Source organism: Klebsiella sp. GW_Kp182, assembly GCF_040062275.1.
Taxonomy (GTDB): domain Bacteria; phylum Pseudomonadota; class Gammaproteobacteria; order Enterobacterales; family Enterobacteriaceae; genus Klebsiella; species Klebsiella michiganensis.
This window is the reverse complement of record NZ_JBEAFQ010000002.1, coordinates 396,878-421,171: the sequence shown is the minus strand read 5'-3', so window position 1 is coordinate 421,171 and position 24,294 is coordinate 396,878. Positions and strand designations below refer to the sequence as shown.

Annotated in this window: 24 protein-coding genes; 15 read left to right on the top strand and 9 right to left on the bottom strand. The window is 57.9% G+C overall.

The window, feature by feature from the left end; genetic code table 11:
• Positions 1-97 precede the first annotated feature (97 nt).
• From yebS to ABLU88_RS04095, 5 genes are all read left to right on the top strand, one after another.
• Complete coding sequence (yebS, locus tag ABLU88_RS04115) at positions 98-1,381, top strand: membrane integrity lipid transport subunit YebS (protein ID WP_025106140.1); 1,284 nt, start codon at positions 98-100, stop codon at positions 1,379-1,381.
• Positions 1,350-3,983, top strand: a complete 2,634-nt coding sequence (locus ABLU88_RS04110; RefSeq protein WP_025106139.1) for a PqiB family protein — start codon at positions 1,350-1,352, stop codon at positions 3,981-3,983. The genes yebS and ABLU88_RS04110 overlap by 32 nt, the downstream gene beginning before the upstream one ends.
• A 78-nt stretch (positions 3,984-4,061) precedes the next feature.
• Positions 4,062-5,495: a 16S rRNA (cytosine(1407)-C(5))-methyltransferase RsmF gene (gene rsmF, locus ABLU88_RS04105; RefSeq protein ID WP_185220034.1), complete on the top strand. Its 1,434-nt coding sequence runs from the start codon at positions 4,062-4,064 to the stop codon at positions 5,493-5,495.
• Positions 5,496-5,610: 115 nt separating this feature from the next.
• Positions 5,611-5,850: a YebV family protein gene (locus tag ABLU88_RS04100; RefSeq protein WP_004852069.1), complete on the top strand. Its 240-nt coding sequence runs from the start codon at positions 5,611-5,613 to the stop codon at positions 5,848-5,850.
• Positions 5,851-5,947: 97 nt separating this feature from the next.
• Positions 5,948-6,139 (top strand): YebW family protein, encoded by a 192-nt coding sequence (locus ABLU88_RS04095; protein ID WP_004122014.1) that lies wholly within the window; start codon positions 5,948-5,950, stop codon positions 6,137-6,139.
• Here the strand turns inward: ABLU88_RS04095 and pphA are convergent.
• On the bottom strand, positions 6,136-6,789 hold the full coding sequence (pphA, locus tag ABLU88_RS04090; RefSeq protein WP_170911934.1) for a protein-serine/threonine phosphatase: 654 nt from the start codon (positions 6,787-6,789) through the stop codon (positions 6,136-6,138). The genes ABLU88_RS04095 and pphA overlap by 4 nt on opposite strands.
• Before the next feature lie 164 nt (positions 6,790-6,953).
• Here pphA and ABLU88_RS04085 point away from each other — a divergent pair, with 164 nt between their 5' ends.
• From ABLU88_RS04085 to ABLU88_RS04055, 7 genes are all read left to right on the top strand, one after another.
• Entirely contained in the window at positions 6,954-7,898 is a 945-nt protein-coding gene (locus ABLU88_RS04085) for a VirK/YbjX family protein (protein ID WP_348836177.1), read from the top strand.
• Positions 7,899-8,009: 111 nt separating this feature from the next.
• A complete protein-coding gene (locus ABLU88_RS04080) occupies positions 8,010-8,153 on the top strand; it encodes an Ecr family regulatory small membrane protein (RefSeq protein ID WP_009651986.1) in 144 nt (47 codons plus the stop codon).
• 579 nt (positions 8,154-8,732) lie between these two features.
• Positions 8,733-9,284, top strand: coding sequence for a spore coat U domain-containing protein (locus ABLU88_RS04075; RefSeq protein ID WP_048261006.1), 552 nt, complete (start codon positions 8,733-8,735; stop codon positions 9,282-9,284).
• A gap of 22 nt (positions 9,285-9,306) precedes the next feature.
• A complete protein-coding gene (locus ABLU88_RS04070; RefSeq protein WP_004852079.1) occupies positions 9,307-9,825 on the top strand; it encodes a spore coat U domain-containing protein in 519 nt (172 codons plus the stop codon).
• Between the two features lie 18 nt (positions 9,826-9,843).
• Positions 9,844-10,608 carry a fimbria/pilus periplasmic chaperone gene (locus ABLU88_RS04065; RefSeq protein ID WP_348836176.1) on the top strand — a complete coding sequence of 255 codons (765 nt, stop codon included), beginning with the start codon at positions 9,844-9,846 and terminating at the stop codon, positions 10,606-10,608.
• 2 nt (positions 10,609-10,610) lie between these two features.
• Positions 10,611-12,941, top strand: coding sequence for a fimbria/pilus outer membrane usher protein (locus ABLU88_RS04060; RefSeq protein WP_064377677.1), 2,331 nt, complete (start codon positions 10,611-10,613; stop codon positions 12,939-12,941).
• A gap of 14 nt (positions 12,942-12,955) precedes the next feature.
• Positions 12,956-13,915, top strand: a complete 960-nt coding sequence (locus ABLU88_RS04055) for a spore coat protein U domain-containing protein (RefSeq protein ID WP_042945476.1) — start codon at positions 12,956-12,958, stop codon at positions 13,913-13,915.
• A gap of 384 nt (positions 13,916-14,299) precedes the next feature.
• Here ABLU88_RS04055 and ABLU88_RS04050 read toward each other — a convergent pair whose 3' ends face one another.
• Genes ABLU88_RS04050 through yobA form a run of 3 tightly spaced genes read right to left on the bottom strand, consistent with a single transcriptional unit; the run spans position 14,300 to position 15,903 of the window.
• A complete protein-coding gene (locus ABLU88_RS04050) occupies positions 14,300-14,638 on the bottom strand; it encodes a YebY family protein (RefSeq protein WP_004103344.1) in 339 nt (112 codons plus the stop codon).
• A 16-nt stretch (positions 14,639-14,654) separates the two neighbouring features.
• A complete protein-coding gene (gene copD, locus ABLU88_RS04045; RefSeq protein WP_348836175.1) occupies positions 14,655-15,524 on the bottom strand; it encodes a copper homeostasis membrane protein CopD in 870 nt (289 codons plus the stop codon).
• Between the two features lie 4 nt (positions 15,525-15,528).
• Positions 15,529-15,903 (bottom strand): CopC domain-containing protein YobA, encoded by a 375-nt coding sequence (gene yobA / locus ABLU88_RS04040; protein ID WP_014229838.1) that lies wholly within the window; start codon positions 15,901-15,903, stop codon positions 15,529-15,531.
• A gap of 135 nt (positions 15,904-16,038) precedes the next feature.
• On the opposite strand from yobA, the gene ABLU88_RS04035 reads away from it, so the two are divergent.
• Positions 16,039-16,269: a DNA polymerase III subunit theta gene (locus ABLU88_RS04035; RefSeq protein ID WP_004103351.1), complete on the top strand. Its 231-nt coding sequence runs from the start codon at positions 16,039-16,041 to the stop codon at positions 16,267-16,269.
• 78 nt (positions 16,270-16,347) lie between these two features.
• A complete protein-coding gene (gene exoX, locus ABLU88_RS04030; protein WP_014229839.1) occupies positions 16,348-17,007 on the top strand; it encodes an exodeoxyribonuclease X in 660 nt (219 codons plus the stop codon).
• Between the two features lie 6 nt (positions 17,008-17,013).
• On the opposite strand, the gene ptrB is transcribed toward exoX, so the two are convergent.
• From ptrB to ABLU88_RS04015, 3 genes are all read right to left on the bottom strand, one after another.
• Positions 17,014-19,074, bottom strand: a complete 2,061-nt coding sequence (gene ptrB, locus ABLU88_RS04025) for an oligopeptidase B (protein ID WP_348836174.1) — start codon at positions 19,072-19,074, stop codon at positions 17,014-17,016.
• A gap of 133 nt (positions 19,075-19,207) precedes the next feature.
• Positions 19,208-19,888: a DUF533 domain-containing protein gene (locus ABLU88_RS04020; protein ID WP_122117429.1), complete on the bottom strand. Its 681-nt coding sequence runs from the start codon at positions 19,886-19,888 to the stop codon at positions 19,208-19,210.
• Between the two features lie 158 nt (positions 19,889-20,046).
• Positions 20,047-20,406: a YebG family protein gene (locus ABLU88_RS04015; RefSeq protein WP_025106127.1), complete on the bottom strand. Its 360-nt coding sequence runs from the start codon at positions 20,404-20,406 to the stop codon at positions 20,047-20,049.
• A gap of 135 nt (positions 20,407-20,541) precedes the next feature.
• Here ABLU88_RS04015 and purT point away from each other — a divergent pair, with 135 nt between their 5' ends.
• The gene (purT, locus tag ABLU88_RS04010) at positions 20,542-21,720 is read left to right on the top strand and encodes a formate-dependent phosphoribosylglycinamide formyltransferase (protein ID WP_348836173.1); all 1,179 of its coding nucleotides are present in this window, start codon (positions 20,542-20,544) and stop codon (positions 21,718-21,720) included.
• 45 nt (positions 21,721-21,765) lie between these two features.
• On the opposite strand, the gene ABLU88_RS04005 is transcribed toward purT, so the two are convergent.
• Both ABLU88_RS04005 and edd read right to left on the bottom strand, forming a co-directional pair.
• Entirely contained in the window at positions 21,766-22,407 is a 642-nt protein-coding gene (locus ABLU88_RS04005) for a bifunctional 4-hydroxy-2-oxoglutarate aldolase/2-dehydro-3-deoxy-phosphogluconate aldolase (RefSeq protein ID WP_348836172.1), read from the bottom strand.
• A 37-nt stretch (positions 22,408-22,444) separates the two neighbouring features.
• Positions 22,445-24,256, bottom strand: coding sequence for a phosphogluconate dehydratase (edd, locus tag ABLU88_RS04000; RefSeq protein ID WP_025106126.1), 1,812 nt, complete (start codon positions 24,254-24,256; stop codon positions 22,445-22,447).
• Positions 24,257-24,294: the final 38 nt, after the last annotated feature.

The following is a 24,294-nucleotide window of genomic DNA, read 5'->3' as shown; positions in this document are numbered from 1 at the left end:
TACAGCCTAATAAAATAAGCTTTAAATGCATTCATGCTCAAGATGAATTCATTCCTGAGTTAAGATAGAGAGATACACTCATTTCTGTAAGCTATAAATGCCACTAAAAACACCCAGGATTACGCCAGCAAAAAAAATGGTCGTCTACTCGGTCAGCGCCCCCGTTGAGCACGCTCACTATCAGCGCTGTCCGCAGTGCGACCTGCTGTTTCGTTTACCGGTCCTAAAAAAGAATCAAAGCGCCTGGTGTCCCCGCTGCAACGCCAAAGTGCGCGATGGCCGCGACTGGTCGCTTACCCGGCTGGGCAGCATGGCAATCGCGATGCTGCTGCTGATGCCTTTTGCCTGGAGCGAACCGCTGCTGCGTTTGCATCTGCTGGGCGTGCGTATCGACGCTAACGTCCTTCAGGGCATCTGGCAAATGACCGGCCAGGGCGATCCGCTCACGGCGGCGATGGTGCTATTTTGCGCGGTCGTGGCGCCGGTGCTGCTGGTGGTCTCAATCGCCTATCTGTGGCTGGGCAACGTGCTGGGCATGAATCTGCGCCCGATACTGCTGATGCTGGAGCGGCTCAAAGAGTGGGTGATGCTGGATATTTACCTGGTCGGCATCGGCGTCGCCTCCATTAAGGTGCAGGATTACGCCTTCCTGCAGCCGGGCATCGGGCTTATCGCCTATATCTCCCTCACCCTGCTCAGTATCCTGACGCTTATCCATATGAACGTTGAGGAGCTCTGGGAGCGTTTTTACCCCCAGCGCCCGGCGCTGCGGCCGGATGAAAACCTGCAGGTTTGCCTCGGCTGCCATTATACCGGCCATCGCGATTCGCGCGGCCGCTGCCGTCGCTGCCACACTCCCCTGCGCCACAGACGCCGCCAGAGCCTGCAAAAGAGCTGGGCTGCGCTGATTGCGTCAATGGTTTTCCTGCTGCCTGCCAACCTGCTGCCGATCTCGATTATCTACGTCAACGGCGCGCGTCAGGATGACACCATCCTTTCCGGCATTATGTCGCTGGCCAGCAGCAACGTCGCTATCGCCGGCGTCGTGTTCATCGCCAGTATTCTGGTCCCATTCACCAAAGTAATTGTATTGTTTACGCTGCTGGTCAGCATACAATTCAAGTGTGAACAGGGATTACGTACCCGCATCCTGCTACTGCGGCTGATTACCTGGATCGGCCGCTGGTCTATGTTGGATCTTTTTGTCATCGCATTAACCATGTCGCTGATCAACCGCGATCAGCTCCTCGCGTTTACGATGGGGCCCGCCGCGGTCTATTTTGGCGCCGCGGTAATATTAACTATCCTTGCTGTTGAATGGCTGGACAGCCGCTTACTTTGGGACGCACATGAGTCAGGAAACGCCCGCTTCGCCGACTGAAGCCAAAATTAAAACTAAACGCCGTATCTCGCCATTTTGGCTGCTGCCGGTCATCGCGCTGCTGATTGCCGGCTGGCTGATATGGACCAGCTACCAGGATCGCGGTACGACGATCGTTATCGACTTCCAGTCCGCTAACGGTATCGTTCCTGGCCGCACGCCTATCCGCTATCAGGGGGTAGAAGTCGGTACGGTGGAGAACATCTCGCTGAGTAAAGATCTGAGCAAAATTGAGGTTTCCGCCAGCGTCAAGGGCGATATGAAAGATGCGCTGCGCAAGGAGACGCAGTTCTGGCTGGTGACGCCGAAAGCCTCGCTTGCCGGCGTGTCCGGCCTGGATGCGCTGGTGGGCGGTAACTATATCGGCATGATGCCCGGCCAGGGCGAGCCCGAGGATCACTTTGTCGCCCTCGATACCCAGCCGAAGTACCACATCAATAACGGCGAGCTGATGATTCATCTCAAGTCAGCGGATTTGGGTTCGTTAACCAGCGGCTCGCTGGTCTACTTCCGTAAGATTCCGGTCGGCCGGGTATATGACTACGCCATTAATCCGAACAATCAGGGCGTCACCATTGATGTGCTGATCGAGCGGCGTTTCACTAACCTGGTGAAAAAAGAGAGCCGTTTCTGGAACGTATCCGGCGTGAAGGCGGACGTCAGCCTGAGCGGAGCGAAAGTCCAGCTGGACAGCCTCTCGGCGCTGGTGAACGGCGCTATCGCCTTTGATTCCCCGGATGATTCTCCACAGGCTCAGCAAAACACGGACTATCACTTATACGAAGACCTGGCGCACAGCCAGCGCGGCGTGGTGGTTAAACTGGATCTCCCGGATGGCGCAGGCTTAAAAGCGGGCTCTACGCCGCTGATGTACCAGGGCCTGGAGGTCGGCCAGCTCAGTAAGCTGAATCTCAATGGCGACGGGAAAGTGACCGGCGAAATGACCGTCGACCCGAGCGTCGTCAGCCTGCTGCGCGAGAAGACGCTTATTCAGATGAAGAAGCCAAAAATCTCGCTGGATAACCCCAGCGTCAGCGCCCTGCTGACCGGCACCACCTTCGAGCTGGTCCCCGGCGAGGGTGAACCCCGCAACCAGTTTGCGGTGCTGCCTGCCGATAAATCCATTCTGGAAGAGCCGGATGTCGCGACCGTCACGCTCACCGCGCCGGAAAGCTACGGCATCGACGCCGGGCAGCCGCTGATTCTGCACGGCGTGCAGATTGGCCAGGTTCTGGAACGCAAGCTGAACGCCGATGGCGTCACGTTCCAGGTGGCGGTGATGCCGGAGTACCGTTCTCTGGTACGCGGCGATAGCAAATTCGTGGTCAACAGCCGCATCGATGTTAAAGTCGGCATCGATGGCGTGGAGTTCCTCGGGGCCAGCGCCAGCGAATGGGTCAGCGGCGGGATCCGCGTTATCCCGGGCGACAAAGGGGCGATGCAAAGCCGCTATCCGCTGTACGCGAACCAGGAAAAGGCGCTGGAAAACAGCATGAGCGATCTGCCGACCACCACGCTTACGCTCTCAGCCGAGACGCTACCGGACGTGCAGGCAGGCTCCGTGGTGCTGTACCGTAAATTTGCGGTCGGGGAAATCATCACCGTGCAGCCGCGCAAGAACGCCTTTGAGATCAATATCCATATCAAGCCGGAATATCGCCATCTGCTGACCAGCAACAGCGTGTTCTGGGCCGAAGGCGGCGCGAAAGTGCAGCTTAACGGCAGCGGCCTGACGGTGCAGGCATCCCCGCTCTCCCGCGCGCTGAAGGGCGCGATTAGCTTTGATAACCTCAGCGGCGCCAGCGCCAGCGCGCGGATCGATAACAAACGCGTGCTGTATGCGTCAGAAACCGCCGCCCGCGCGGTGGGTGGGCAGATAACCCTGCACGCCTTCGACGCCGGTAAAATCGCCGAAGGGATGCCAATTCGCTACCTGGGGATTGATATTGGCCAGATCCAGTCGCTGAATTTAATTACCGCGAAAAACGAAGTGCAGGCGAAAGCGGTTCTCTACCCGGAATACGTCAATACCTTTGCCCGCGCCGGGACGCGTTTCTCGGTGATTACGCCGCAGATATCCGCGGCGGGCGTCGAACATCTGGATACCCTTTTCCAGGCCTATATCAACGTCGAGCCGGGACGCGGTGCGCCGCGTCGTGATTTCGAAATTCAGGAAACCACGATCAGCGATTCACGTTATATCGACGGCCTGAGCATTATTGTCGAAGTACCGGAAGCGGGTTCGCTGGGTATCGGCACGCCGGTGCTATTCCGCGGGCTCGAAGTCGGCACGGTGACCGGTCTGATGCTCGGTTCGATGTCGGATCGCGTGATGGTACAGCTGCGTATCAGCAAGCGTTATCAGTATCTGGTGCGCAACAACTCGGTGTTCTGGCTGGCTTCCGGCTATAGCCTCGACTTTGGCCTGATTGGCGGGGTGGTGAAAACCGGTACCTTTAATCAGTTCATTCGCGGCGGCATCGCGTTTGCGACGCCTCCGGGTACGCCGCTGGCGCCGAAAGCGCAGGATGGCAAACACTTCCTGCTGCTGGAGAGCGAACCGAAAGAGTGGCGTGAATGGGGCACCGCCCTGCCGCGCTAAGCATAACAGGCTCCGGTGTCCGCCGCCGGAGCCTTTATGGTAAACTACGCCCCCTTTTTTCGTTGTGGTGCGCTCCCCGTGGCTCAAAACGCTGTCTATCTTCCTGAAGAATTCCTCGCTCAAATGCGTGCGGCAATGCCGACGCATCTCTCTTTTGACGACTTTATCGCCGCCTGCCAGCGCCCGCTGCGGCGAAGCATTCGCGTCAATACGCTGAAAATCACGGTGGCTGATTTTTTGCAGCTGGTCGCCCCCTACCGCTGGCAGCTCACGCCGGTTCCGTGGTGCGAAGAGGGTTTCTGGATCGAGCGTGAAGATGAAGACGACCTGCCGCTGGGCAGCACGGCCGAGCACCTTAGCGGGCTGTTTTACATTCAGGAAGCCAGCTCCATGCTGCCGGTCGCCGCGCTGTTTGCCGACGGCCAGATGCCGAAGCGGGTGATGGACGTCGCCGCCGCGCCGGGTTCTAAAACCACGCAAATCGCCGCCCGCATGGGTAACGAAGGCGGCATTCTGGCCAATGAATATTCCGCCAGCCGGGTTAAAGTCCTGCACGCCAACATCAGCCGCTGTGGAATCAGCAACGTGGCGCTGACCCATTTCGATGGTCGGGTATTCGGCGCCGCGCTGCCGGAATGCTTTAACGCGATCCTGCTCGACGCCCCCTGCTCCGGCGAAGGGGTAGTACGTAAAGATCCCGATGCGCTGAAAAACTGGTCGCCGGAAAGCAACGCGGAAATTGCGGTGACCCAGCGCGAGCTGATTGACAGCGCGTTTCACGCCCTTCGCCCCGGCGGGACGCTGGTTTACTCCACCTGTACCCTGAACCGGCAAGAAAACGAAGAGGTGGTCAACGGGCTGCTGGCGCGCTATCCGCAGGCGGTAGAAGTCGTGCCGCTCGGCTCACTGTTCCCGCAGGCCAGCGAAGCCCTCACCGAGGAGGGCTTCCTGCACGTCTTCCCGCAGATTTTTGACTGCGAAGGGTTCTTCGTCGCCCGTTTACGTAAAACCGCGGCCATCGACCCGCTCCCGGCGCCGGGTTATAAAGTGGGGAAATTCCCCTTCACGCCGCTTAAAACCCGCGAATCCGCCGCCGTAATTGCCGCCGCCGCCGCCGTCGGTTTGCAGTGGACCGCCGACCATACGCTCTGGCAGCGCGATAAAGAAATCTGGTTATTCCCACAGGCGCTCGAAGCGTTATTCGGCAAAGTGCGCTTTTCCCGCATCGGCATTCGGCTCGCCGAAACCCATAACAAAGGCTACCGCTGGCAGCACGAAGCGGTGATTGCGCTTGCTGCGCCGGCCGCTCCCCTGGCGCTGACGGAGGCCGAAGCGGAAGAGTGGTATCGCGGTCGCGATATCTATCCTGAAACGCTCCCGCAGAAGGATGATGCGATTGTCACCTATCAGGGCGCGCCGATCGGGCTGGCGAAAAAAGTCGGGTCGCGTTTAAAAAATAGCTATCCCCGCGAACTGGTGCGTGACGGTAAGCTTTTTAGCAAAAAAGCGTGATGGCGCGTCGAAAAACAGCATTTTTTCACTGGCGCTTTACGCCCGTTTGTCTACGCTGAAAAATGGCGGCCTTAACTGGTCGTACCACAACTCAGCAGACAAACGGGGTGAATTTATGGCCAAAACTAACGTACGTATCGGCGCGTTTGAGATAGACGACGCCGAACTGCACGGCGAACAGCAGGGAGAGCGAACGTTAAGCATCCCCTGTAAATCCGATCCGGATTTATGCATGCAGCTTGATGCATGGGACGCGGATACCAGCGTACCCGCCATACTTGATGGTGAACATTCCGTCCTCTACCGTAAGCACTACGATCGCCAGTCCGATGCCTGGGTCATGCGCCTCGCCTGACTCAATTGAACCCGTCGCCTGAGACGGGTTATTTATTTCCCCGCTTCTCCGTCATCTCCTACACTTAACGCTATGTTTTTCAGGATATGAGGCTCGGATGTTTGCCTTAGTGCTGTTTATTTGTTACCTGGACGGCGGCTGTGAAGATATCGTTGTCGATGTTTACGATAACGAGCGGCAGTGCACAACGGCCATGGACGATCAGCGGATACGCCACGGCGGCTGCTTTCCGGTAGAAGATTTTATCGATAGTTTCTGGCTTCCCGCCCGAGAATACAGCGATTTTTAGCCTGCCAGCTGTAGCGCCACCAGGGTTAGCTCTCCACCAAACACGGCCCCCGTATCGATATAGTGCTGGTTATCGCTATCGTAGCGTCGCTTCAGCGGCGTATGGCCGAACCAGAAATGGTCAGCGCCGGCAATCGCCCCGTGACGCCCGGCGAGATGGTCAGTGAGACGCTGCCGACGCCACAGCACCTGGTGCTCATCAACAACGCGCTGCCAGCGATAAACCGCGGCGGGGTAATCAGCGTGGGCAATCACGTGCACCTGCTCACCGCTGTGGAGTTCAATAATTAGCGGCAGTCGGCGGCAGCGGGCAATAAGCGCCGTAAGGCGTTGCTTTTGGCTCGCCGCACGCTGCGTATACCAGTCGCCTCCGTTCATCTCCCAGAGCCTCATATCGCCGTCGGCAAGCGCCTCCAGCGCCATCTGTTCATGGTTTCCACGCACCGCGTAAACCCAGCGATAGCGCAGTAAATCCAGACACTCCGCGCTTTGTGGCCCACGATCGATCAGATCGCCCACCGAAAGAAGCAGATCCTGGTAAGGGTCAAACTTGCGCTCACGAAGGGCCGCCATCAGGCGTGCGAAATAGCCGTGCAGGTCGCCCACCAGCCAGATATTACGCCAGTCGCAACCGTAAATACGCTGATACATATTTCGTCCTCCTCGCATAATTATAGGAAAACCCTGCGGCTTCACCGCCCGTAAATTGGCACCTCAATCGATTTTAAACGAAAGCCAAATATAGTCCGGCCGGGCATTAAGCTCCCCACGATATATCCATAGAATAGAGGCTAAATAACACCGAGGTATTCATCGTGACGGATAACAGCCTGCATTCAGCCAGCGTAGTTGAGCGACGCCCAAATCTCATTGCCGATCTGGTGATGGGCCGGATCACCCCCGCCCCCATCTGGCAACAACGTCATTACCGGCTTAAGTTTTTACTGCGCACGGCATTATTTTATGCGCCAACGCGCAGCATGCTGGAGAGCCTGTCGGCGCGTGCGGATTTCAATCAGCTGCTCGCCGCTCAGGTGACGCTGCCGGGCAAAGTCCATCGCCAGTATTTAACCCGCGGGTTAAACGCCAGCCAGCGCGCTCAGGCCATTATCAGCCACTACCAGTTCGTTGATTCCCTGGGCGCCTCGCGCCTCGCCGGGGCCATGACCGCCGCGAAAGATGTGCCGCTGCTTGAGCTGACAGGCAAAGACGACAGCCGGTTTACGCTCTCCGCGTCCTCGGCGGGCAAAGCCGAACGCGAGGGCGAAACGACGCTGTGGCTGCGCGATAGCGATGAGATTGTGCTTGCCAGCGTGACGTTTAGCGTCACCCGCCAGCAGGAGCAATGGCAGTTGACTATCGGCGGCCTGCAGGGGCCGCGCAGCACCGTTCCGCACGAAGTGATTAAACGGGCGACCCGCGCCTGTTACGGCCTGTTCCCGAAACGCCTGCTGATGGAATTTATCTGGTTAATGGCGGCGCGCTGCAACATTCATCACATTTACGGGGTCAGCGACAGCGGCCACGTCTTCCGCGCGCTGCGCTATCGGCTGAGTAAAGGGCGCCATTTTCACGCCAGCTATAATGAGTTCTGGCACTCTATTGATGGGGTCGCCGACGGCGCCTGGCGCTGGCGTCTGCCGCTGCAGCTGGAAAGAAAGACGCTTGAGAGCATCGCCAGTAAGAAACGCGCCGAATATCGTCGCCGCTTCCAGCTGCTGGATGATATGGCCGCTCAGATGGCGATACTCATGGATTAGCTCTCCCGCCGCTTCGCCAACGCCGTTTAGCACAGCGGCGTTTGCATCTTCAACGGCGCTTTAGTTACTATCATAACTTCGTTGTACTCCTTGCGGACGGCTAGTGAAGTTATGAGCAAAACAGAATTACTCCTGCTGGCTATCCTGTTGATTATTTTGACCGCTGCTCTGTGGTTTATTTTTAGCGGACAAATATGGTTTCTGGTGAGCTTTCTGGAAACATGGCTGTACCCCTCTTTTGTGGCGCCAGAATAAATCGTTGCCCATTATTTTCACGCCGTCGTTCGCCCCCTTCGCCTCCCTGACAATAACCCATAGCGCGATCAGAAGAATAACCGCCAAAAAAGTGAAAAACCGTCTCTTATCTATTATTTCATTTGTCATACAAATGTGTATACTGGGTCACTTCCGATGTTGGCCCGTAAAGTTCACCTGCACTATGGGCCTGATTTTGTGCAGGTGTTTTCTCCTCGCCCTTGCTCAACGGCGCCTCCAGTGTCTATACCCGCCTTTTTGTCCAGATTTTTTGTTGCAAACTTTGCGCCAGATTGTGATTTAAGAAAAAATCGCCCTATTTTCACGCCCCTTCAAAACACAATTAAAAAACATAACACCAACAATTAATTAACAAAAAGAGTTTGCATCCATATAAAAGGCATAAATACAGAACAATAATCCAATAAAAAACACATAACCAGCCATAAATACAAAATTACACATATCTTGCAGGAGTAGTTATACGTTAACCAACAAAACCGCGGCACTTAATCGGTGACCAACGTCTATCGCTACATTGTTGTTTTTCTTCAGCGGCTTTCCACTAAGAGGTTCTCTATGAACGTCACAACGATCTCGCGCAGTCTCCTGGGCGGCTTACTGAGCGCCATAGTTATTCTTCAACCGGCTTCTGCAGCGGGAACCTTAAGCGGCCAGATTGGCGTCCAGGTGACGCTCGGCAGCGGATGCAGCGTATCGAATGTCCGCAATGGCGAAAACAACCGCTGGGGCAACATTAATTTCGGCTCCTATGGCGATTTAGCCAACTCCATTGATGCGGAGATCATCGGCAGCGGCGGCGGAAGCGCCCTAACCGTGACCTGCACCGAGGATCTTGCCTCGACCCTGACGCTTGACGGCGGCCAGTCTGGCGATGCTGCGCTGCGCTATATGAAAAACGCCGGTGGCACCCAGCAGATTGCCTATCGGCTCTATTCGGATGCCGCCCGCAATAACGAAATCCTACCTGGCGGCACGATACCTATCGTTGGCACAGGGAATCCACAGGCGATTCCTGTTTTTGCCCGCATTCGCCCCGAAGACCAGAGCGTCAACGCGCCGACAGCCGATGTGTATGACGACATTGTCACCGCGACCTTAGCCTGGTAACCGCATAAGGAAAATGGGCGTCATGCTTCGACCAGAGTGGCTTACATTACTTCTGCTTTTTACCTCGGGCGCCCATGCCGCCGTTGCCCAAAAGACGTTCAAAGTCTCCGCGCAGATAACCGCAGGCTGCGCGCTGGGCGCCGGGGACGGCTCCCAAACGACGGACTTCGGCACGCTGAATTTTGGCACCCTGTCATCGCTTTACAGCAACGTGGATGTCGCGAGTACCGCCGGCGCAGGTTCCATCATCGTGACCTGCACGCCCGGCACCGCTATTTCAATCGCCCTCGACTATGGCGTCAACGGCGGCTCAGCCACTCAGCGCTACATGTCGAACGGCAACAGCAGCACGCTGGCGTACCAGCTTTATCAGGACGCCAACCGCGCTAACGTTTGGGGCAGCAGTACGCTGGCCCTGAGCGTTGCATCCTTTCCGAGCACCACGCAAACCTACACGGTTTATGGCCGCCTTTTTGCCACGAATGGCTTCCCGGCGGTGGGCTCCTATACCGACACGGTCACCGTCACGCTGACCTATTAGATAATTCACAGGTTAACTATGATTCGCTGTAGATTTGCGCCGTTTATATTCGCTTTATTGCTTCCCTCATTCGTGCTGGCCACCAGCTCCGTTCTGGTATGGCCGATATTTCAAACGATCGAAAGCCACGAAACAGGGTCTGAACTGTGGCTGGAGAATCGCGGCAGCGCGCCGGTTAATTTGCAGCTGCGCGTGTTTGCCTGGGATCAAAAAGCGTCAGCGGACGTCTACGCCGATCAGCGGGATGTTGTCGCCAGCCCGCCTTTTACCACGGTAGCGCCGGGGCAGCGCCAGCTGGTGCGGCTCATGCGCGTCGCCCCCATCGCAAACGGCAAAGAGCAGTCCTATCGCATTGTTATCGATGAGATCCCTGCCGCGCAACCCGCGGCGCAGACGGAACAGAACGCCGCCGGGCTGAAAATGCGCATGCGCTATGTCCTGCCGCTGTTTACCTATGGGCAGGGCGTCACGCCGCTAAAGAACGCGGGTTCAGTCGAACCGGTAAGGGCCACGCTGCGCTGGTCGCTCTCGCAGCAAAATAACCGCCAGACGCTGTGCATCGAAAACAGAGGCAATCAGCACGCGCGCCTCAGCGCGGTTTACTGGGCGAACGCGAACGGTAAGGGGCGCATTCCCCAGGCTAATGGTCTTCTCGGCTACGTTCTGGCGCAGAAAAAGAGCTGTTTCCCGAGCGCCGGAAACGCTTCCGTGCCGTCAGGAATGCATCTGTTCGCGAAATTAACGGATAACGGTCAGGCGGTGGAAATTCCGGCGAATCGTTAAAAATGAGAGATCTGAAAAGGACGGCGTCCGGGGGGCTGCTGGCGATGGCGTCGGTAACGGCCTGCGCCGCGACCTATGATTCCCTGCCTGCGCCTGCGGCATCCTACGGCGAAAAGCAGGAGTACGAGCTGTACCTCAGCGTATCGGTCAACGGCAATATTCTTGCCGGCGCCGTTCCGGTAAAGGTCAACGCTGGCCACTACTGGATCGCGGCCAGCGTGTTGCAGCAAGCGCATATTCCCCTGCAAACCGGCGACGCGCTGGTTGATGTGACGACGCTACCCTCGGTGAAAGTGGAATATGACCAGCCGGGTCAGATCCTCAAGCTCCAGGTTCCGGACAAATGGCTCCCCGAGCAGCACATAGGGGGGACTACGGAACAACCTGGCCAGACCGCGATAAGCAGCCCGGGAATTTTATTTAACTACGACGCTTACAGCCTCTTTTCATCCGGCGGTTCGCAAACCACCAGCACCTTCACCGAAACGCGCCTTTTCGGCCCGCCGGGCGTCCTTTCCAATAACGCCGTGATTCGGCAAAACTGGTCTTCGACGGGCTACGAGCAGCAGGGCTATATGCGCTACGACACCCTGTGGAAGTACAGCGATAGCGACCAAATGATTAGCTACCAGGCCGGGGACGTGGTCAGTAACGCCCTGACGTGGAGCAGTTCCGTGCGCATGGGGGGGCTACGCCTGAGCCGCAACTTCAGCGTTCGCCCGGATCTGGTGACATATCCGCTGCTTAACTTATCCGGCAGCGCGGCGGTTCCTTCAAGCGTCGATCTGTTTATTAACGGCTATAAGAGCAGCGCTGCGCAAATCAATGGCGGCCCCTATACGCTGACCAACGTTCCCTGGATCAGCGGCGCCGGCGAAGCCACCGTGGTGACCACCGACGCTCTGGGTCGCCAGGTCTCCACCAGCATCCCTTTTTATGTCTCCAATACCCTGCTGCGGGAAGGACTGAGCGATTTTGATTTCACCCTCGGCGCCCTGCGCAACAACTACGGTATCAGGAGTGCCGATTATGGCGCCGGCGCGGTAAGCGCTATTTATCGCTACGGATTCAACAACTGGCTCACGCTTTCGACGCATACCGAAGACCGCGAAGGGTTAACCAATGCCGGCATTGGCAGCGATATCGGCGTGGGGAATCTGGGCACCCTCAGCCTGTCGGGCAGCGCCAGCCGTGGCGAGGGAGACGGAAACCAGTTCACCTCGGGTTACTCTTACTATGGCAGTAGCTGGGGAGTGAGCTATCAACATATCCGCCGCAGCGCCGGCTACGACAACCTCAGCACCTATGGGTCTACCGCCACGCTCAGCCGTCAGTCAGACCAGGCCACGCTGAGCCTGAGTCCGTGGGGACGAACCCTCGGTTCTTTTAGCATTGGCTACTTTGATATCAAAGCCGAGGATAATTCGCGCACCCGGCTGCTGAACCTCTCCTGGAGCCGCGGCCTGTGGCTCAGCAGCAGCCTCAGCCTGAGCGTCAACCGCGATCTGCAGGAAGGTAGTTACGCCAGCATGCTGCAGGTCATCATCCCTTTCGATTCGCAAACCTCTGTCCAGCTAAGCGGCCAGCGCGCCAGCGCCGGACAATGGGGAGAAAATATCAGCGTCAGCCGCTCTGCTCCGGCAGAAGGCGGGCTGGGCTGGAACCTCGCCCATTCGATCGGCGGCGATAACTATAGTCAGGCGGATCTGACCTGGATCAACCGCGTGTCAACGCTGAGCGGAGGCTACTACGGGTCGCGCGACGATCGTCACAGCTGGTTTGAGGCCGCGGGCTCGGTGGTGCTGATGGATAACAGTCTGTTTTTCGCCCGGCAAATTAACGACGCCTTTATCGTCGTCTCCACCGGCAACTACCCGAATATTGCGGTGAATTATGAAAATCGCAAAGTCGGCGTGACCGATAAAAATGGTCATCTGCTGATCCCGTGGGCGACGGCGTGGTATCCGGGGAAAGTCACTCTCGATACGCTACCGCTGCCAACGGACACCGAAGCTCTGACGGTGGAGAAACGCATCGCCGTGCGCGAAGGCAGCGGAGCGCTGGTCGATTTCCCGGTGAACCGCGTGCGCTCGGCAACCCTCGTCTTCGTCGATGCCAGGGGGCAACCGCTGCCGGTCGGTACGCCGGTCGAGGAGGTTAACAGCAAGCAGCGCGGCCTGGTGGGCTATGACGGCGTGGTCTGGTTCTCGCACCTTGGACGCCACAACGAAGTCAAAATAAACGCCGGAGAGCTTCGATGCAGCGTCCAGTTCGAACTTCCGTCCTCAACGCCGGTTCCGCAGCGGATAGGTCCGGTCAGCTGCCCCTCTTAACAGCGGAGATAACGTTGAAAAGTATTATCCTCGTATTCGCGATGCTCTTAGCGCTCGGGCAAGCCAGCACCGCGCTGGCCGCCTGCAGTATCAAAACCAGTGCGCCAGCGATCGGCCCGGTCGATTCCTTTGCACTCAACAGCGCGCCTCAGGGCGTGATGGCCGGCGCGGGGTTTTACTGCACCCCGGAACTGGTGGCGCTGAACTCAACCAATACGTTAAGCGCCACTCTGGCGTCGGCCAACAAGAGCAACGGCGTTCCGCGGCTGCTTAATGGCGCGGGCGATGCCATCCCTTATAGCGTCTGTTCTGACGCCTCGTGCTCGCCGGCCTATCAGGACGGCGGCGTGATTAGCTGGTCCAGAACAACGCTGCTCGAACTGCTGGGTTTATTTAACTCAAGCGATGGCACCATGCCGCTCTACTTCAGAACCACGCCGGGAGCCAACGTCCCCGCCGGTACCTATACCGATGTGTTAACCATCACCTGGGTGTACCGATTCTGCTACGTCGGGCTCGATCTGCTGGGCATTAAGATATGTATTCCGAATAACGGAACCCTGACCTCGACGGTCAACGTGTCGGTGAAGGTGACCAATGTTTGCTATATCGACAGCGCGCCGGACGTCGAATTTGCCTCTGCCGCCCTTCCGTCCGGTTTTAGCCACTACAGCGGCCAGCTTGCCATCCGCTGCACTAAAAACGCGGCCTACACCGTCAACCTCACCAGCACTAACGCCAGCGTCGGCGACTGGCGGCAGATGAGCCAGCCCATTGCGAACCAACCAACCGCCTGGCTGCAGTATCAGTTTTACCAGCCCAACGGCAGCGCCTGGACGGAAAGCAACAATCTCAGCGTAACCGGCTCCGGCGCCGCGCAGTCCGCGAACTACACCCTCAAGATTAACCCGACCCAGAGCAACCAGCCTGCGGGAACCTACAGCGATACCGTACTGGTGACCGTGAGCTACTAAAACGTTAGCAGACGATTTTTTGTAAAAGAAATGTTTAGGAAATTATTGTTGTGGTATAAGAAAAAAGCCCCGAAAAAAGCGACTGGGGTTTTGCAATGGAATCTGCGGTTTGTGAAAAACAGATAAAAAGAGACCGAACACGATTCCTGTATTCGGTCCAGGGAAATGGCTCTTGGGAGAGAGCCGTGCGCTAAAAGTTGGCATTAATGCAGGCTAAGTCGCCTTGCCTTATAAGAATAGTTTACCGTGTCAGGTTTTCCAGTCCGCGACAAAAGTGGACGAATAATTCGTATCAAAATTGCTGATGCCAACAAAAAACCGCCACGCCCGGTATCGGGGGATGGCGGTTTTTTTCATGTAAATACAGCGGGATGCAGGCGGCGATCAGCAGAGCTTCTGCGCGCGCTCAATAAAGGGCGCCAGGCTCATTTTTTGTCCCGGCTGCTGCGGATCGTCAATCTGGATCACAGAAATCGGCTGCGCGTTGGTTTTACCGTCTTTCATCTGCTGTTCGGCGATGTCGTTTAGCGGGTACTGCACCAGGGTACTGGGATTAATGGCGAACAGCGCGTTGCCCGGACGGCAGGTCAGCATCACCTCTTCACGGTTAAACGCCCAGCTCTCCTTACCCACCTCAAAGCGGCTTACGGTAATCACCTGCGGTGCCGCCAGCGCAGCGCCAGAACTTGCCAGTAACAACATTGTCAGAACGATTTTTTTCATGATTTAACCAGTTTATTCAGAAAGGTTCCCAGGTGGCAAACAGGCTGACGGCAAACAGCGCCAGCGCCCCCAGCGCAATTTCTATCTGCGTGGTGCGCACGATGAGCTGCTCCGCTCGCGTTCCGCCTGCCGGCATGCGTGGCACCAGAACATACCGGTTCACCAGCGCAATTGCCACCATTGCCGCCACCAGCGCACATTTGAACAACAGCATACGCCCCCAGGGCGAGGTGCTGATAAGTCCGCCCTGGATCAGCAGCGCATTTACCACGCCGCTGGCGATGGCGCCGGCAACCGCCAGATGCCCATAGCGCGAAAAACGCATCATGGTGCAGATAGCCGCCTGCCGCCAGCGACCGTGCGCCAGGCGAAGACAGTAGATAAACGGCAGCAGACCGCCAAACCAGCTGGCCACGCAAAACAGATGAAGCGCATGGTTGGTTCGCTGCACTATCCCCAGCCAGCCATCGTTCATTGCGGCATGCCCGACGCCGGCCAGCAGCAGCAGCTGAGCGCAAAACAGCACCAGCAGCAAACGTCCCGGTCGCCGGGGCTTCAGCCAGACCACCGCCAGCGCCACAAAGGCGAGTAAAATTTGCCATACCCACACGCCGCCAAACTGCGTCCCGGCCACCGCCTGCCAGATAGCCGGCTGCCAGACGTCCGGCCAGCCGTTGCCCATCAAGCCGCCCTGCGCCATCAGCATCAGCAGCGCCGACAGCGCGCTTGCTGATAATAAATAGCGCATCAGCGGATAGAAGCGCTGCATCATCAAACGACGTAAGGCCACCGGCGCCCACCATGCGCCGTAGAGGACGCAGCCGAAAGCGACGATCAGCGAAATGAAATGGATAAAGCGTAAGCTGACATAGACTCCACTCAGCATCGGCTTACTTCACGGTAAAGGTGTATTGCCCTTTCGTCTTGTGGCCATCTACGGAGACCACGTGCCAGTTAACGGTATATTCGCCCGGCGTCAACGCCTGCTCAACCGGTACCGTCAGCTGAGCCTTATTGCTGTCGCTGCGGACGGGTTTACCGAGGGTGATGGTCTTCTGCTGCGGCCCGGTGAGGGTTACGCCGCTAAACTGCGTTTCGATGCCTTCGGAGAAGTTCAGGGTCAGCGCCTGCGGCGAAGCGTTCACCACGGTATTGGCCGCCGGAAGCTGTTGTTGTAGATGGGCGTGGGCCGATGCGCCTGCTGCGGTCAGGCAACCGGCGAGAAACAGAGACAGACGCAGCGCGCGCCCGGCGATGATTGGCATAGTTGTCATTCCTTTTTGTTATGTATGTAGCACAGAGAATAACCCTGTATAATGGCGCAGTCGAGCTAAGCGTCTGAGACTTGCCTTTTTGCCGCGTGCTTAGTACTTTTTGCGGCGTTATCAGAGGAGAAACCGATGGAAAAGAACCTGGCTAAACTATCCCAGGAGGAGATGGACAAAGTGAATGTCGATCTCGCCGCGGCGGGCGTCGCGTTTAAAGAACGCTACAATATGCCGGTGGTGGCTGATTTAGTCGAAAGAGAACAGCCCGAGCATCTGCGCGGCTGGTTTCGCGAACGTCTGATCGCCCATCGACTGGCCTCCGTTTCGCTCTCTCGCCTGCCCTATGAACCGAAACAGAAATAATTCCCGTCCCCTGCGGACATCCACGTTGGCAAGACCTGCGCATTCTATTACGCTGGTTTCTTTGGCCTGGAGCGAGCCATGCTGCGCGTAATCGATACAGAAACCTGCGGATTGCAGGGAGGCATTGTTGAAATCGCCTCGGTAGATATTGTCGACGGACACATCACCAATCCCATGAGCCACCTGGTTCGCCCCGACCGGCCTATCAGCCCGCAGGCGATGGCGATTCACCATATCACCGAAGAGATGGTCGCCGATAAGCCGTGGATCGAGGAGATTGTGCCGCTGTATATGGGCAGTCCGTGGTATGTCGCCCATAACGCCAGCTTTGACCGCCGGGTGTTGCCGGAAATGCAGGGCGAGTGGATCTGCACGATGAAGCTGGCGCGCCGCCTGTGGCCAGGCATCAAGTACAGCAATATGGGGCTGTATAAATCGCGCAAGCTCAGCGTCGCGACGCCACCGGGACTGCATCATCACCGGGCGCTGTACGATTGCTATATCACCGCGGCCCTGCTGCTCGATATCATCAACACCTCCGGCTGGACGCCTGAGGAGATGGCGACCATTACCGGCCGCCCGGCGCTGCTCTCCACCTTTACCTTCGGCAAATACCGCGGCAAGCCGGTCTCGGAAGTGGCGGAAAACGATCCTGGCTATTTGCGCTGGCTGTTTAATAACCTGGATCGCATGAGCCCCGAGCTGCGCCTGACGCTGAAGCACTATCTCGGGGAGTAATCGGCGCTATACCTCCGCCTGGCCCGGCAGCGTCCCCTGCGCCAGGCCAATCAGAAACGCATACTCCAGCGCCACGCCTTCATAGCTTTTGAAGCGGCCGGATTTACCGCCGTGGCCGGAATCCATATCGGTACACAGCAGCAGCAGGTTATCGTCGGTTTTCAGCTCGCGCAGTTTTGCCACCCATTTTGCCGGCTCCCAGTATTGTACCTGCGAATCATGCAGACCCGTGGTGACCAGCAAATGCGGATACGCCTGAGCCTGCACGCCGTCGTACGGGCTGTAGCTTTTCATATAGCGGTAATAGGCTTCATCCTGCGGATTCCCCCACTCTTCAAACTCGCCGGTGGTCAGCGGAATCGACTCATCGAGCATGGTGGTGAGGACATCGACAAAGGGAACCTGGGCCACCACGCCGTGAAAGAGCTCCGGCCGCTGGTTCACCGCGACGCCCATCAGCATACCGCCGGCGCTGCCGCCCATGCCGTAGCAAAAACGCGGATCGCCGTAGCCCTGCGCCAGCAGCGCATCGCAGACGTCGAGATAATCGTTGAAGGTATTTTTCTTGCACAAAAACTTACCGTCTTCGTACCACTGCTGTCCCAGCTCGCCGCCGCCGCGAATATGGGCGATAGCGAACACAAAGCCGCGGTCGAGCAGGCTCAGGCGGCTGGCGCTGAAATCCGCATCCATGCTTGCGCCGTAGGAGCCGTAGCCGTACACCAGCAGAGGGCTGGCACCTTTGCGGAAATGTTCATGACGGTAGACCAGCGAGACCGGGACTTCGACGCCGTCGCGGGCGTTGATCCACAGATGCTCGCTGCGGTAGTGGCTGGCATCGAACCCTTTGACTTCCTGCTGTTTCAGCACCCGCCGCTCGCCGGTATTCATATCCAGCTCAAACAGCGTATCCGGCGTCGTCATGGAGGAGTAGCCGTAGCGCAGGCGGGCGGTTTCCGGCTCCGGATTATAGGCAAGCCAGGTCACATAGGCCGGATCGTCAAAGGCTATGCCCTGGGACTCTCTTGTCTTACGATTGATCTGACGCAGGCTGGTCAGCCCGCGCTGGCGCTCTTCCACAACCAGCCAGTCGGTAAACAGAGTAAATCCTTCCAGCATGACTTCGTGACGCGGCGCGATCAGGGTCTCCCACTGCTGCTCATCGCGCAGGGTAGTACGATAAAGGCCGAAGTTCTTACCCTCACGGTTAGAGCGCAGATAGAAAGCGTGCTGATAGTGATCGAGGCTATATTCATGATCTTTACGCCGCGGTAGAAAACAGACCGGCTCGGCGTCGGTCATTTCCGCATTGAGCAGCAGCACTTCGCTGGTGGTCGCGCTGGCCAGATAGATCACCACAAACTGCTGGGAAGTCGTCTTGTGTACGCTGACGTAAAAAGTATCGTCCTGCTCTTCATACACCAGAACATCCGCACTGGCCGGGGTCCCCAGACGGTGGCGCCAGACCTGATACGGCAGCAGCGTGGTGGGATGTTTACGCACGTACCACAGGGTCTGCGAATCGTTACTCCAGGCAAAATCAGGCGAGACGTTCTCCAGCACTTCCGCAAATTGCCGGTCGTCGTTTAAGGGAAAGAAGCGCAGGCTATACTGGCGTCGGGAGAGATAGTCTTCCGCCACCGCCATCAGGCTGTTGTCGGGCGAAACGCCTAATCCGCCGAGGGTATAGAATTCGCTGCCGGCCGCACGCTGGTTGCCGTCAAGCAGGACGTCCCATTCATCCCACTCCTCTTTGACTACCGGCTGGCGTTGATAAATCGCGTACTCGCAGCCCGGCTCGTAGACCTGGCGGTAACGATAGCCATTTTTGGTGTAGGGGGCTGACACTTCGCGCTGCGGAATACGGTCGATAATCTCCTTGAGTACCCTGTCCTGCAGGCTACTTTGCGAAGACATCACTTTTTTGCCGTACTCATTTTCCTGGCGCAGATAATCCAGCACTTCCGCCTGCGAGCGATCGTCATCGCGCAGCCAGTAGTAATTATCGATTCGCGTGTCGCCATGTAATGTCATGGCATGGGGGATCCGTTTCGCTTTTGGTGGCATCTGCTTATTCTTCTGCGGCTTGTATTGAGTACTAAAATTTTCAGGCTGCTTCAAAGCAGCCTGAAGGGTGACGTGACTACACAATATATAAGGGTGGCAAAAGTCGCCAGCGATGCAAGCGAAACGTGCGGATTTAGAGCGTTACGGCCTGTTTTTGCGCCTGAATATCCCGTTCGATATCCTCACGCACTTCCTGCGGGAGCTTCAGCGCTTCGCCGAGGGCGTTCAGATAGCTGCGTTCCATAAAGTGGTCAATATCAATGACCGCGCAGCTGATATAGTAAACTTCAAGCGCCTCTTGCTCGCTGCAGATGCCCTGCGCCAGGCTCTGCGGGTCGAGGGGCTGCGCCAGCGCCCGGTCAATTAACACCCGGCCCTGGACGTCGACGTTTGCCGCACGCAGCTGCTCTTCGATATTTGCCCGCTCGCGTTCGTCAATATGTCCATCGCTTTTAGCGGCGAAGACCAGCGCCATAATCAGCCGTTCGCTGCGGGCGTCGAGTTCGGCCGGTGCGGGAGATGGCGCCTGTGCGGGCGCGACATCAGCCGATGCCTGCTGCGCGCTGGCGCGCATCTTCTGCTGATATTTATTCCACAAAACGCTGCCCGCAACCGCGCCGCCGCCGACCAGCAGCGCGCCGGAGCCGTATTTGGCTAACAGCTTGCGCGATGATTTGCTGGCGACCAGCAGCCCGGCCAGCCCGCCAAGCGCGCCCGGCAGGAGTAAATTTTTGCCGCTTGATTGATCGTCAGATGAAGAAGACCGCCCCTGCTGACCCAGCAGAGACTGCAGTTGATTAAGCCAGTTAGCCATACATTTCCTCGTTGCGCGATAAGCGATAAGCGATAAGCGATACCACCAGCCTAAACGACGCGACGTCAGGAAACGTTATCGGCAGCTAAAGATGAGCAAATGTCGCGCCGGGAAGCGCGGGAGCCTGCCGCCAGAAGCGCTGGCGGCGGCAGCGTAGCTCAGGCCGCTTTCGCTTTGCGCGGCTTCGCCGGCGCCGGGGCTTCAGATTCGACGACGTCGTCGGTCTTGTCGCCCTCTTCTGCTTCTGCGCGATCGGCTGGCGCCTCGGCGGCGCCCTCGGCTTCCGGCAGCTTACCGGAGCGCAAAATATGGTTGAGGGTGTCTTTACGTTCGGCCAGCCACATCGCCATGCTATCGCGCTGCTCTTCATCGAGCGTTAGCGGGCATTCAACCAGCCAGTCGTTCAGTACTTCCGCCAGATCGAGCATTTTGTCATAAGCATCGGCCTCTTTTTTGCTGGCAAAAGACATTTTTTCCTCACCTTCGCGAATCACTACATATTTAATTTCAACCGCCATGATGCAGCCTCTCAGTACTGTATTTTTATACAGTATATCAAATTTCTTCCCCGAACTCAAATGACGCGCATAAAGACATGCGCAAACGTTTTCGTTTATAATGCGGCGCATGTTTTTTTACTGCGGAAGAGAGTTATGACTGTATTAGGTACGGCGCTGCGCCCTGCGGCAACAAAGGTAATGCTGTTAGGTTCCGGCGAACTGGGTAAAGAAGTGGCCATTGAATGCCAGCGCCTGGGAATTGAGACCATCGCCGTCGATCGTTACCCTGACGCCCCGGCCATGCAGGTCGCACACCGTTCGCACGTCATCAATATGCTGCATGGCGAAGCGCTGCAGGCGCTGATTGAGCAGGAAAAACCTGACTTTATCGTGCCGGAAATCGAGGCCATCGCCACCGATACACTGGTCGCGCTGGAGCAGGCCGGGCAGAAAGTCGTCCCCACCGCGCGCGCGGCAAAGCTCACCATGAATCGCGAAGGGATCCGCCGCCTGGCAGCTGAAGAGCTGAAGCTGCCGACCTCCGCCTACCGTTTTGCCGACAGCGAACCCGCCTTCCGCGAAGCCGTCGCCGGGATAGGCCTGCCGTGCATCGTCAAGCCGGTAATGAGCTCATCGGGTAAAGGCCAGAGCTTTATTCGTTCCAGCGAACAGCTGGCTGACGCCTGGCAGTATGCGCAGCAGGGCGGCCGCGCCGGAGCCGGACGCGTTATCGTTGAAGGCGTGGTGAATTTTGATTTCGAGATTACCCTTCTCACCGTCAGCGCCGCGGATGGCGTACACTTCTGCGCGCCGGTCGGTCATCGCCAGGAAGATGGCGACTATCGTGAATCCTGGCAGCCGCAGCAGATGAGCGCGCTGGCGCTGGAACGCGCGCAGGAAATCGCCCGTCAAGTGGTGCTGGCGCTGGGCGGCTACGGCCTGTTCGGCGTCGAACTGTTCGTCTGCGGTGATGAGGTGATTTTTAGCGAAGTCTCGCCGCGCCCGCACGACACCGGTATGGTCACGCTGATTTCACAGGACTTATCCGAGTTCGCCCTGCACGTTCGCGCCTTCCTCGGCCTGCCGATTGGCGCGATTCGCCAGTACGGCCCGGCGGCCTCGGCGGTGATCCTGCCGCAGCTAACCAGCCAGAACGTCACTTTCAGCAATATTCAGGCCGCGGTCGGCGCGGGACTGCAGCTGCGTCTGTTCGGCAAGCCGGAAATTGACGGTTCGCGTCGTCTGGGCGTGACGCTGGCGATAGCCGATAACGTTGAGGAAGCGGTTGCGCGCGCCAAAGCGGCGGCGTCAGCGGTCGTGGTCGCAGGATAAAAAAAAGCCCGGTCGCAGACCGGGCCTCTGGTGAGTGCGCGAAGATTACTTCGCGCCTTCTACCGCCTCACGAGCCAGTTTGGTGATACGGTCGTAATCACCGGCTTCCAGCGCATCCGCCGGCACCAGCCAGGAGCCGCCGATGCACAGTACGCTGTTCAGCGCCAGATAGTCGCGATAGTTCGCCGGAGAGATGCCGCCAGTCGGGCAGAAGCGAATGTGCGCGAACGGGCCGCCAATCGCCTGCAGCGCTTTCACGCCGCCGTTTGCTTCCGCCGGGAAGAATTTGAACTCTTTCAGGCCATACTGCATACCCAGCATCAGCTCGGATACGGTGCTGATCCCCGGGATCAGCGGAATGGTGCCTTCGCCGGTCGCCGCTTTCAGCAGGGATTCGGTCAGGCCAGGGCTGATAGCAAACTGCGCGCCCGCTTCGGTCACTTCTTTCAGCTGCTCAACGTTAGTGACGGTACCGGCACCGACAATCGCTTCCGGGACTTCTTTGGCGATCTCGCGGATAGCGTCCATCGCACACTCGGTACGCAGGGTCACTTCCAGTACGCGTACGCCGCCTGCAACCAGCGCTTTCGCCATTGGCACAGCGTGTTCCAGCTTTTTCACCACGATTACCGGTACTACCGGGCCGGAGGTGAGGATTGCTTCTGCAGTTGTTTTCCAGTTTTTCATCAGATTTTCTCTCGCCAGATCTATAAATCGAATCGTCTTAAAAATTGATGCAGGTTGCGCCCTGTTCTGCTCCGGAGAGTTTCTCACGCAGCGCACCGAACATTTCCCGGCCGGTTCCCACGCGCGAACCGCTCAGGTCAGGAATATGCGCCTGACGCGCGGCCAGCTCTGCGTCATCGACCAGCAGCGTTAGCTCGCCCGTCTGGCCGTTGACGCGGATGATATCGCCATCGCGTACCTTCGCCAGCAGGCCCCCATCGTACGCTTCGGGCGTCACGTGGATCGCCGATGGCACTTTGCCTGATGCGCCGGAGAGACGACCATCGGTTACCAGCGCAATTTTGAAACGGCGGTCCAATAATACACCAAGTGGCGGCATAAGTTTATGTAATTCTGGCATGCCGTTCGCTTTTGGCCCCTGATGACGGACGACAACCACGCAATCTTTGTCGAGCAGCCCCGCTTCAAAGGCGGGCAGTACGTCATGCTGGCTCTCGAAAACCACCGCAGGAGCTTCAATAATCTGGTTTTCAACCGGCACGGCGGAAGTTTTCATGACCGCGCGTCCGAGGTTACCGCTCAGCACTTTGGTGCCGCCGTGGCGAGAGAACGGTTTGTCAAACGTAGCGATAACCTGTTCGTCCAGCGGCGCGGTCGCCCCTTCGCGCCAGTCAAGTTCGCCATTATTAAGCCAGGGCTCCATGGTGTAGCGAGAGAGGCCGAAGCCGGCAACGGTGTGAACATCTTCATGCAGCAGGCCGCCTTTCAGCAGCTCGCGCACCAGCACCGGCACGCCGCCAGCCGCCTGGAAGTGGTTAATATCCGCCGGGCCGTTCGGGTAGAGGCGCGCCAGCAGCGGCACCACGTCAGAGAGATCGGAGAAATCATCCCAGTTAATGATGATCCCTGCCGCCCGCGCCATAGCCACCAGGTGCATGGTGTGGTTGGTGGAGCCGCCGGTTGCCAGCAGCGCGACAATCCCATTGACCACCACTTTTTCATCAAACATTTTGCCCAGCGGCATCCACTCGTTACCGTTGCCGGTCAGGCGGGTCACCTGGCGGGCGGCGGCGGCGGTCAGCGCTTCGCGCAGCGGCGCATCCGGATGCACGAATGACGATCCGGGCAGCTGCATCCCCATAAACTCAACCACCATCTGGTTGGTATTGGCGGTACCGTAGAAGGTACAGGTGCCAGGCGCATGGTAAGACGCGGCTTCGGACTCCAGCAGCGCCATACGATCCACTTTGCCTTCCGCATAGAGCTGACGAATGCGCACTTTTTCTTTATTCGCCAGGCCGCTGGCCATCGGCCCGGAAGGGATAAAGATGGACGGCAGGTGGCCGAACGACAGCGCAGCCATCGCCAGGCCGGGGACAATTTTATCGCAGACGCCGAGGTAGAGCGCGCCGTCAAACATGTTGTGCGACAGGCCAATCGCGGCGGACATGGCAATCACTTCACGACTGAGCAGCGACAGCTCCATCCCGTCCTGCCCCTGCGTCACGCCATCGCACATCGCCGGAACGCCGCCGGCGACCTGGCCTACCGCGTTCGCGGAGTGCAGCGCTTTGCGGATAATGTCCGGATAGCGCTCATAGGGCTGGTGGGCGGACAGCATATCGTTGTAGGAGGTAATAATGGCGATGTTATTGCGCAGCATGCTTTTCAGCGAGGCTTTGTCATCCGCCTGGCAGGCGGCAAAGCCGTGGGCCAGGTTACCGCATGCCAGCTGGGCGCGATGAACGGTGTCGGTTTTGGCCTGGTTAATCCGGGCGAGGTAGGCTTCGCGGGTATCGCGCGAGCGTTCGATGATGCGATTTGTTACCCGTAACATTTCAGAATTCATAAAGGCTCCTCAAATTTCATCTGTCCGGCCGCAGCGCT

Bases quoted from the DNA above. Each gene is read 5' to 3' on its own strand.
- ABLU88_RS04015 (WP_025106127.1), bottom strand. From the start codon at position 20,406: ATGGCGGTTGAAATTAAATATGTAGTGATTCGCGAAGGTGAGGAAAAA.
- ABLU88_RS04100 (WP_004852069.1), top strand. From the start codon at position 5,611: ATGGCCAAAACTAACGTACGTATCGGCGCGTTTGAGATAGACGACGCC.
- ABLU88_RS04050 (WP_004103344.1), bottom strand. From the start codon at position 14,638: ATGAAAAAAATCGTTCTGACAATGTTGTTACTGGCAAGTTCTGGCGCT.
- ABLU88_RS04060 (WP_064377677.1), top strand. From the start codon at position 10,611: ATGAGAGATCTGAAAAGGACGGCGTCCGGGGGGCTGCTGGCGATGGCG.
- edd (WP_025106126.1), bottom strand. From the start codon at position 24,256: ATGAATTCTGAAATGTTACGGGTAACAAATCGCATCATCGAACGCTCG.
- yobA (WP_014229838.1), bottom strand. From the start codon at position 15,903: ATGCCAATCATCGCCGGGCGCGCGCTGCGTCTGTCTCTGTTTCTCGCC.
- ABLU88_RS04070 (WP_004852079.1), top strand. From the start codon at position 9,307: ATGCTTCGACCAGAGTGGCTTACATTACTTCTGCTTTTTACCTCGGGC.
- ABLU88_RS04110 (WP_025106139.1), top strand. From the start codon at position 1,350: ATGAGTCAGGAAACGCCCGCTTCGCCGACTGAAGCCAAAATTAAAACT.
- pphA (WP_170911934.1), bottom strand. From the start codon at position 6,789: ATGTATCAGCGTATTTACGGTTGCGACTGGCGTAATATCTGGCTGGTG.
- ABLU88_RS04065 (WP_348836176.1), top strand. From the start codon at position 9,844: ATGATTCGCTGTAGATTTGCGCCGTTTATATTCGCTTTATTGCTTCCC.
- ABLU88_RS04080 (WP_009651986.1), top strand. From the start codon at position 8,010: ATGAGCAAAACAGAATTACTCCTGCTGGCTATCCTGTTGATTATTTTG.
- ptrB (WP_348836174.1), bottom strand. From the start codon at position 19,074: ATGCCACCAAAAGCGAAACGGATCCCCCATGCCATGACATTACATGGC.
- ABLU88_RS04005 (WP_348836172.1), bottom strand. From the start codon at position 22,407: ATGAAAAACTGGAAAACAACTGCAGAAGCAATCCTCACCTCCGGCCCG.
- ABLU88_RS04095 (WP_004122014.1), top strand. From the start codon at position 5,948: ATGTTTGCCTTAGTGCTGTTTATTTGTTACCTGGACGGCGGCTGTGAA.
- purT (WP_348836173.1), top strand. From the start codon at position 20,542: ATGACTGTATTAGGTACGGCGCTGCGCCCTGCGGCAACAAAGGTAATG.
- ABLU88_RS04020 (WP_122117429.1), bottom strand. From the start codon at position 19,888: ATGGCTAACTGGCTTAATCAACTGCAGTCTCTGCTGGGTCAGCAGGGG.
- ABLU88_RS04035 (WP_004103351.1), top strand. From the start codon at position 16,039: ATGGAAAAGAACCTGGCTAAACTATCCCAGGAGGAGATGGACAAAGTG.
- copD (WP_348836175.1), bottom strand. From the start codon at position 15,524: ATGCTGAGTGGAGTCTATGTCAGCTTACGCTTTATCCATTTCATTTCG.
- ABLU88_RS04075 (WP_048261006.1), top strand. From the start codon at position 8,733: ATGAACGTCACAACGATCTCGCGCAGTCTCCTGGGCGGCTTACTGAGC.
- exoX (WP_014229839.1), top strand. From the start codon at position 16,348: ATGCTGCGCGTAATCGATACAGAAACCTGCGGATTGCAGGGAGGCATT.
- yebS (WP_025106140.1), top strand. From the start codon at position 98: ATGCCACTAAAAACACCCAGGATTACGCCAGCAAAAAAAATGGTCGTC.